Here is a 6,491-nt window from a genome sequence, read left to right as displayed (position 1 = left end):
ATTTATAAGCATTATGAAGAAAAAACAGGTATAATATGAACATAGCATATGATCTAAAATATCCTTGCAGTTATCAGTTACTTTACTGTTACTTTCGTGATCCTTTTAGTTCTTTACTTCTCTCGATTCCTGTTTTAAGTTATCAAGAGCAACATAGAGCATATAGGTAAGCGTTTCTGTCGAAATTCTTACCTATAGGTTTAGCATTTCTCTTGGTAATTAACTAATTTACTAAAATACTTATGCCTAATTCTATTCTTAATCAAGAAAATGCTGATGATGCAGAATTAGTAATTCTTGAGCAAAAACTTGGCTACAAATTCAAGAACATTCACCATTTGCGGGTTGCGACCACGCATTCGAGTTTTTGTAATCTTGAAAACTACGAACGTTATGAGTTCCTTGGTGACAGTATTGTTAACTTCGTGATTGGTAAATATTTATTTAATACCATTAAAGATGTTGACGAAGGAGCTCTTACCAAAATGCGTTCGGCTCTAATTTGTGGCAGTTCGCTATGTAGTATTGCTCGTCGCCTCAATCTCGGCTATTATATTCGCCTTGCTAAAGGAGAAATCCAAAATAATGGTCGTACTCGAGATTCAATTCTCGAAGATGCGGTTGAAGCAATTTGTGCAGCTATTTATTTAGATTCTAGTTCTTTTGCAACCACTGAACAAGCTGTTTTAAATATCTTTAAAGATCAATTAAAACAAAAAGATTCTTTTAAAACGGGTTACCGTGATCCTAAAACCCTCCTCCAAGAAATAGTCCAAGAACTCTTTAAGAATAAACCAACCTATGTGTTGGTACGTACTGAAGGTAAATCACATAATCAAACTTTCTACGCTGAATGTATTATTAACGAACTTGACTTCCGTACCCCTGGAGTAGGAAAAAATAAACGTAAAGCCGAACAAGAGGCTGCGAGTTTAATGATCCGTAAACTTCGTGAAACTAACACTTTAAGCCAAGAGCAATTAGATAAAGTGCAACATCTTTAATTTTTGTTAGGCTATTTTAATTCTTATTTTTAGCCGCTAGTTTAGCGGCAATTTTTCATCATAAAATATGACTCAAACTTTAGAAAACCAAAATAAGCGTTGTGGCTATATAGGGATTGTTGGGCGTCCAAATGTAGGTAAATCTACCTTAATGAATGCTCTCCTTGGTCAAAAAATTGCCATAACTTCTTCTAAACCTCAAACTACCCGTCATCGTATTCTCGGAATTCTTACCGAAGATAATGCACAGTTAATTTTTGTCGATAGTCCAGGGATTCACCTCAAAGAAACAACCCAAATGAACAAGGTGATGAACCGTACCGCAAGTTCGGTACTAGCAAATGTGGATGTACTATACTTTGTAGTTGAAGGGACTAAATGGACTGAAGATGATGATTTAGTTTTAACTAAATTAAAACAACAAAAATCTCCAGTGATTTTAGTGTTAAATAAAGTCGATCAAATTGCAGATAAAGGTAAACTTTTACCTTATCTTCAAGAGATTCAAGCTAAGTATCCATGGGCAGATATGATTCCTATCTCTGCGGAAAAAGGAGATAACCTTGAGGCTTTAATTAAATTAACAGCTAAGTTCTTACCTCTAGGTGAGTTCCACTATGATCAAGATCAAGTAACCGATAAAGGTGGACGCTTTATGGCGGCCGAGTTTATTCGTGAAAAACTTATGCGTCTGCTCGGTGATGAACTTCCTTATGCTACCAGTGTAGAAATTGAACGTTTTACCATGACCCCAAGAGGGATTAATATAGATGCGGTAATCCTTGTTGATCGTGATGGACAAAAACGCATTATTATTGGTAAAAATGGTGAAAAAATTAAACGTATTGGCACCGAAGCAAGAATCGACCTCTCTAAGGCTTTAGAAAGACCAATAAATATGAATTTATGGGTAAAAGTGAAAAAAGGTTGGTCTGATGATATCCGTGCTCTCCGTTCTCTAGGTTATTTAGACGATTAGTATGCAAAAACGTAAATTAACTCGTGCCGAAGCGAATGAATTATCTTGGGCACTTAAAAAGAAAAAAAAGCGTACTGGGAATACTTCTGGTTCACGCTCAAACCCTAATGCTAAAAACAAAGCCCAGGTCGTAGAAAAGCAAACTGAAGCTAAACAAAAACCAGCACGTGCAATTCCAATTTATATTCCTGGACGTGATAAGCCTCTCGTAAATGAGCAATTACAAACCGTAAGCCAAGCTAAAGCTCAAGAAGTAGCTCAAGCAACCGGACAAAACCAAGATATGGTAATGATTAACGGGGAACTAGTTGCGACTTCGACCTTACAAGCTCAAGCTCGAGCTAAGGCTCGTAAACAAGCTCGTGAGCAAGAGAAAAAAGAAGCGACTCCAGCTTTTGATTTTGCTAAACTTGGTAAAGCTCAACTCCGCTTACTTGAAAAAGCAGGTGTTGAACCAGGTAAAGAAGCTGAGTTCTTTGCCCAACTTGCAGCTGAGAAAAAATCACGCAAAGAAGCTAAGAACACCACTCCACAACATGCTGAGAAAGAAGATCGTCGCATTAAGTCTCGTGACTATAAAGCGGGACGTAATACCGACTATAGTGCAACTCAAGCTCAAGCAGAAAAACTTCTTGCTCAGAAAAAAACCAAGAAAAAAGAAAAACTTTCCGGAGACGAATTACTCGATCTTTGGGAAAATACGCAGTGGTAGTCTATGCAAACTTCTCCTCTCGGATTATATCTCTATCTTTTTTGTGCCGTATTCTTTATCCTCTTAATGATCTTAGTCTTTTTATGGTTAAGAATTGTAAAAGTTAGAGTTATGCGTAAAATTGCTTTAGAAAAACTCGAAAAAGAGCGCCAACTCGAACAAGAACAAGCTCTAGAGTTAGAGCAACGCAAGGCACAAGAACAGCAAGAACTTGCCAAAGAATATGCCGAAAAAGGGGTAAATACTTGGCGAGCACAAAAATAACAAACAAAAATATTTTTGCCAATTGTTAGTTAAGCTCACAAAAACTAGCAATCTAGCAAAAAATAAAAAACGTAACGTAAAAAGAAGGTTGGGGAAATCCAACCTTCTTTTAGTTTATCTGCAATTATAAAATCGTAATGGAAAAGAAATAATCAAAAGCTCAACAAAAACTATGTCAGGTGCGACAAATCGAGTAAAAAATAATCCTTTAGCTATTTCTCTATTCTTATTTGTAGTATACTAAAGATATACGTCTACTACTCAATAGGGAGTCATTATCCTATGTCTCAACTCTTCAAAGCAATCCTGTTCTTGAGTCTGCCTCTAACCCTAATTTCATGCAGTCAAAGCCCAGGATTTAAAGATAAAGCCACCCAACAAGCATATACTTATCTTGAAGCGGTGATCTTTGCGGGTGTACCTAATACTACTTACATCTATGCTCAGCAAACTAATTTAATTACGCAAGAACTCCTAAAAAGACAAGATAATAACTTAGAACAAGTCCAAGATACCTACTTACAAGCAATAGTTCCTCTCCTCAATAGTAATGTAATTGAAGGACGCTATAACCTTCCTTTTTACTATGATTTAACCAAGGTAATTCATGCTTGTAACCTCACCTATGCTCATATTACCAAAATCTCTTTACAAGAGTTTTGTCAAGGAGTCTATGCGGTAAGCACCTTGTTTGGGGAAGAGGCAAGCAAAATTGCCACCCAAGTGTTTATCTATGAAGCTCAACTCTATCAACAACTTGGTAACCAAGCTCCTATTACTCATTTAGAAGATAAGGCTCCGCTCTTTAAGCAATACTTTGCTCAACGCCAAAAACAACAGCAAGGAGAAAGCTATTCTTTTGCTCAGTTAACCAGCTTTCCTTTTAATGAGCAAAGAATCTCTAGTCATAGCCCTGAGTTTTATACGGCACAAAGAAATCTAATTAATGTTGTCGGCCTTAAACTTACTAACTAGAAATATATGTTGCTCTGCCTAAGGTTTGTTTTTCTCTAGCTTTTGTTTTTACTTTCCCTAGCTAGGTAAAGCTAAATAAAGTTGGCTAAATCTAAATCAACTACTTTAGATTGTTCTAACTTTAACCTAGACCTTGAGTCTAGGATCACTCCTCCCTATTGTACTTGTGATTATTTTTATTTCTTTCACCCTAAACTTCTATATTAAGCAAATATGTTCTCTAGTAATAACCATGCTTCTTGGGCAAAATGCTTAGTTTTAAGTATTTTTGCAACAAGTTTTACGGCTAACGCTTTTGCTGATACTATCTCACAACAAGCGGAAGATAATGTTGCTAAATATTATGCTAATAATAAAGCTATCCTTGAAAAGACTCGTGCAGTCGTAAATAACTTTTTAAGTAATATTGCTCAAGAACCCGAGATTTCTTATGGGAGATACTATACGCAGTTATCAGATTCTCTTTTAACTATTCTCCCTTATTCGATCAATAGTGGAAACTATACTATTCCTAATGCTAAAACTGTTTACAACTTTGCTCTCAAATGTGCAGATTTAGCGGCTTTAGGTTATAATCGTCCGTCAATTAACCAAAAAGGTAAATGGGAAAATATTTGTACTTCTTTCTTACCTATAGCTCTCGCTTACCTAGACGTAGATCGTTTTCAGTCTGATTTAACTTATGTCCAATTTTTACATTTGGAATATAAACGGATTCGTTTTACTCTAAGTCCTGAAAACTATTATGATTACAACTATATTGCTAAAGTAGTAAACCCAATCGTAGTCGCTAATCGTGAAGAAGCCAAAACCATTAATCCGCAACTAGACTTTAATTACTCCATGCGTCCTGAATGTACTTCAGCCGCTGGGCAACAGTCAATTAATACCTTAAACTTCTTACAAACGACTTTAGGGATGAGTACCAAGATTACTTATTATCTTGATGAAAATAATACTAACTATATAAACAAGTAGTTATTAAGACCTCGAAGCAACTTCGAGGTCTTAACTAAATCTAGTTTGCAAATAAATTAATATTTATCACACCTTTATTTTAAGATGGTTTATAATAAAAAGACATATTTTTAGTTTTTCGCATATGCAAGTCATCACTTAAAGTTTTATTACTTTGAGTTGATGACTTTTTGCAGTATGCAAAAGAACCTCCGAGCTTGGAGGTTCTTTTTCATATATAAGCATAGTTTACTAAGGTTAACTACCTCGCAAACTGATTACTCTAAATCATAGCCAGGCTTACGTAATAACTGTTCAAGACGAGGCTTAATTTCTACGGCTACTACTTCTTGTTGCCAGTTTTCAGGAGCGTACTCTTGATAGTCAATTGATACCGAAGCAGGAGTAGCATTTAATTGTTCAATAATAGTTTGGGTAATTGCTTTCTCTAAATTTTCTAACTGCTCTGCAGTTAAGTTTCTTGGAAAAGCTTTAATGGTAATATGAGGCATAAAAACTCCTACTTATATTTTACAAAATCTAAATTAAAATATTCTTTCCAGTAACCTCGAATAATTTCCACTTGCTCTGGAGTATATCTATACATTATATCATTGTACTCAAAGCTTAGATATCTACGGTATTTAGCAGGAAGTTCGATTCTATCTTCTCCTACCCCATAGAGTTGATCAAAAATAACTTTCTTTTGTTGGAGATCTAGCACATCTTTGCCGTTATGATGCAAATAGGCAAAGAGTTCAAGATGCAGAATCCAAGTTGCCATAATATTAGCATTACCTAAAAAAGTGGCAGCTGAAGCCACCGCAGTTTGACAAGGACGGCGAAACTCACGATCATTTCCTTGGAGATAAATATAGCAAAGATCACCGATATTAAAGAAATCAACAATACCATCTATAGTGTAGATGCCATTACGCATGCGAGGCGGAAAGTAATGTACAAACCAACCTTGCACTAAACCAGCAAGATAAGGAAAACTCTTTACAGGTTTGGAGGTATTCTCATAAGATCTTTGCATCCCAGATAACATCTCTCGCCATGGAAGCTGAGAGTTATTGAGATACTTAGCAATTTCCACTTTTGCTTGAGCAGGAGTAGGTAAATTTTGGGCTTTAGTCATGCCCAAACTAGAACCTAAGATTATTCCGAGGAGTATAAATTTAAATACACGCATAAACTACCTTTTAAGTTGGAGAACTAAATTTATTATACTATTTACTCTCCTACTCTTGCTTCTTCTCTAAAAGCAAATTAAAGAAATAACAAAATTTATTCTTTTCTTTAGGAAGCTAGAAAAGCATTAATTCAAGGTAGTATCTAATTTATGATCAAAACTAATCATTTTTCTCAAAATTTCCTCTTCTTACTCTCCTCACCTCTCATAGATTCTCCCGAAAATTCAAGGTTTAATTTTTAACTTTTCTCCAAAATGTGACAAAGTCGCAAAATGAGAAAATATTTTATTCTAAATTTATTTTTCAGGTAAAATAATAATATACTTATCAGATAAATGCTATCAAAATTGACGTTAAATGTAATTTAATGTAGCAGGAAAAGTAATCTTAAGCCCAAATTATCC

General features: G+C 35.2%; 8 protein-coding genes. 6 read left to right on the top strand and 2 right to left on the bottom strand.

What is annotated here, in order from left to right; all coding sequences use genetic code 11:
* The first annotated feature begins 242 nt into the window (after positions 1–242).
* The 6 genes from rnc (at position 243) to CKF59_RS04660 (ending at position 4,912) form a co-directional block, all read left to right on the top strand.
* Positions 243–1,004: a ribonuclease III gene (gene rnc / locus CKF59_RS04685; protein WP_119534816.1), complete on the top strand. Its 762-nt coding sequence runs from the start codon at positions 243–245 to the stop codon at positions 1,002–1,004.
* Positions 1,005–1,071: 67 nt separating this feature from the next.
* Complete coding sequence (era, locus tag CKF59_RS04680; RefSeq protein ID WP_119534815.1) at positions 1,072–1,983, top strand: GTPase Era; 912 nt, start codon at positions 1,072–1,074, stop codon at positions 1,981–1,983.
* A gap of 1 nt (position 1,984) precedes the next feature.
* Positions 1,985–2,695 (top strand): hypothetical protein, encoded by a 711-nt coding sequence (locus tag CKF59_RS04675; RefSeq protein WP_119534814.1) that lies wholly within the window; start codon positions 1,985–1,987, stop codon positions 2,693–2,695.
* Between the two features lie 3 nt (positions 2,696–2,698).
* Positions 2,699–2,959 (top strand): hypothetical protein, encoded by a 261-nt coding sequence (locus CKF59_RS04670; RefSeq protein WP_119534813.1) that lies wholly within the window; start codon positions 2,699–2,701, stop codon positions 2,957–2,959.
* 282 nt (positions 2,960–3,241) lie between these two features.
* Positions 3,242–3,934, top strand: a complete 693-nt coding sequence (locus CKF59_RS04665) for a hypothetical protein (protein WP_119534812.1) — start codon at positions 3,242–3,244, stop codon at positions 3,932–3,934.
* A gap of 213 nt (positions 3,935–4,147) precedes the next feature.
* Positions 4,148–4,912, top strand: coding sequence for a hypothetical protein (locus CKF59_RS04660; protein WP_119534811.1), 765 nt, complete (start codon positions 4,148–4,150; stop codon positions 4,910–4,912).
* Positions 4,913–5,169: 257 nt separating this feature from the next.
* Here the strand turns inward: CKF59_RS04660 and CKF59_RS04655 are convergent, their stop codons facing one another.
* The gene (locus tag CKF59_RS04655; RefSeq protein WP_119534810.1) at positions 5,170–5,403 is read right to left on the bottom strand and encodes a tautomerase family protein; all 234 of its coding nucleotides are present in this window, start codon (positions 5,401–5,403) and stop codon (positions 5,170–5,172) included.
* Between the two features lie 8 nt (positions 5,404–5,411).
* On the bottom strand, positions 5,412–6,086 hold the full coding sequence (locus tag CKF59_RS04650) for a hypothetical protein (RefSeq protein ID WP_119534809.1): 675 nt from the start codon (positions 6,084–6,086) through the stop codon (positions 5,412–5,414).
* Positions 6,087–6,491: the final 405 nt, after the last annotated feature.

The organism is Psittacicella gerlachiana, assembly GCF_003585965.1.
Taxonomy (GTDB): domain Bacteria; phylum Pseudomonadota; class Gammaproteobacteria; order Enterobacterales; family Psittacicellaceae; genus Psittacicella; species Psittacicella gerlachiana.
This window is presented reverse-complemented; position numbering and strand designations above follow the sequence as displayed.

Excerpts from the sequence above, each read along its gene's own strand:
- CKF59_RS04675 (WP_119534814.1), top strand. The coding sequence starts at position 1,985 with ATGCAAAAACGTAAATTAACTCGTGCCGAAGCGAATGAATTATCTTGG.
- CKF59_RS04650 (WP_119534809.1), bottom strand. The coding sequence starts at position 6,086 with ATGCGTGTATTTAAATTTATACTCCTCGGAATAATCTTAGGTTCTAGT.
- CKF59_RS04665 (WP_119534812.1), top strand. The coding sequence starts at position 3,242 with ATGTCTCAACTCTTCAAAGCAATCCTGTTCTTGAGTCTGCCTCTAACC.
- CKF59_RS04660 (WP_119534811.1), top strand. The coding sequence starts at position 4,148 with ATGTTCTCTAGTAATAACCATGCTTCTTGGGCAAAATGCTTAGTTTTA.
- CKF59_RS04655 (WP_119534810.1), bottom strand. The coding sequence starts at position 5,403 with ATGCCTCATATTACCATTAAAGCTTTTCCAAGAAACTTAACTGCAGAG.
- CKF59_RS04670 (WP_119534813.1), top strand. The coding sequence starts at position 2,699 with ATGCAAACTTCTCCTCTCGGATTATATCTCTATCTTTTTTGTGCCGTA.
- rnc (WP_119534816.1), top strand. The coding sequence starts at position 243 with ATGCCTAATTCTATTCTTAATCAAGAAAATGCTGATGATGCAGAATTA.
- era (WP_119534815.1), top strand. The coding sequence starts at position 1,072 with ATGACTCAAACTTTAGAAAACCAAAATAAGCGTTGTGGCTATATAGGG.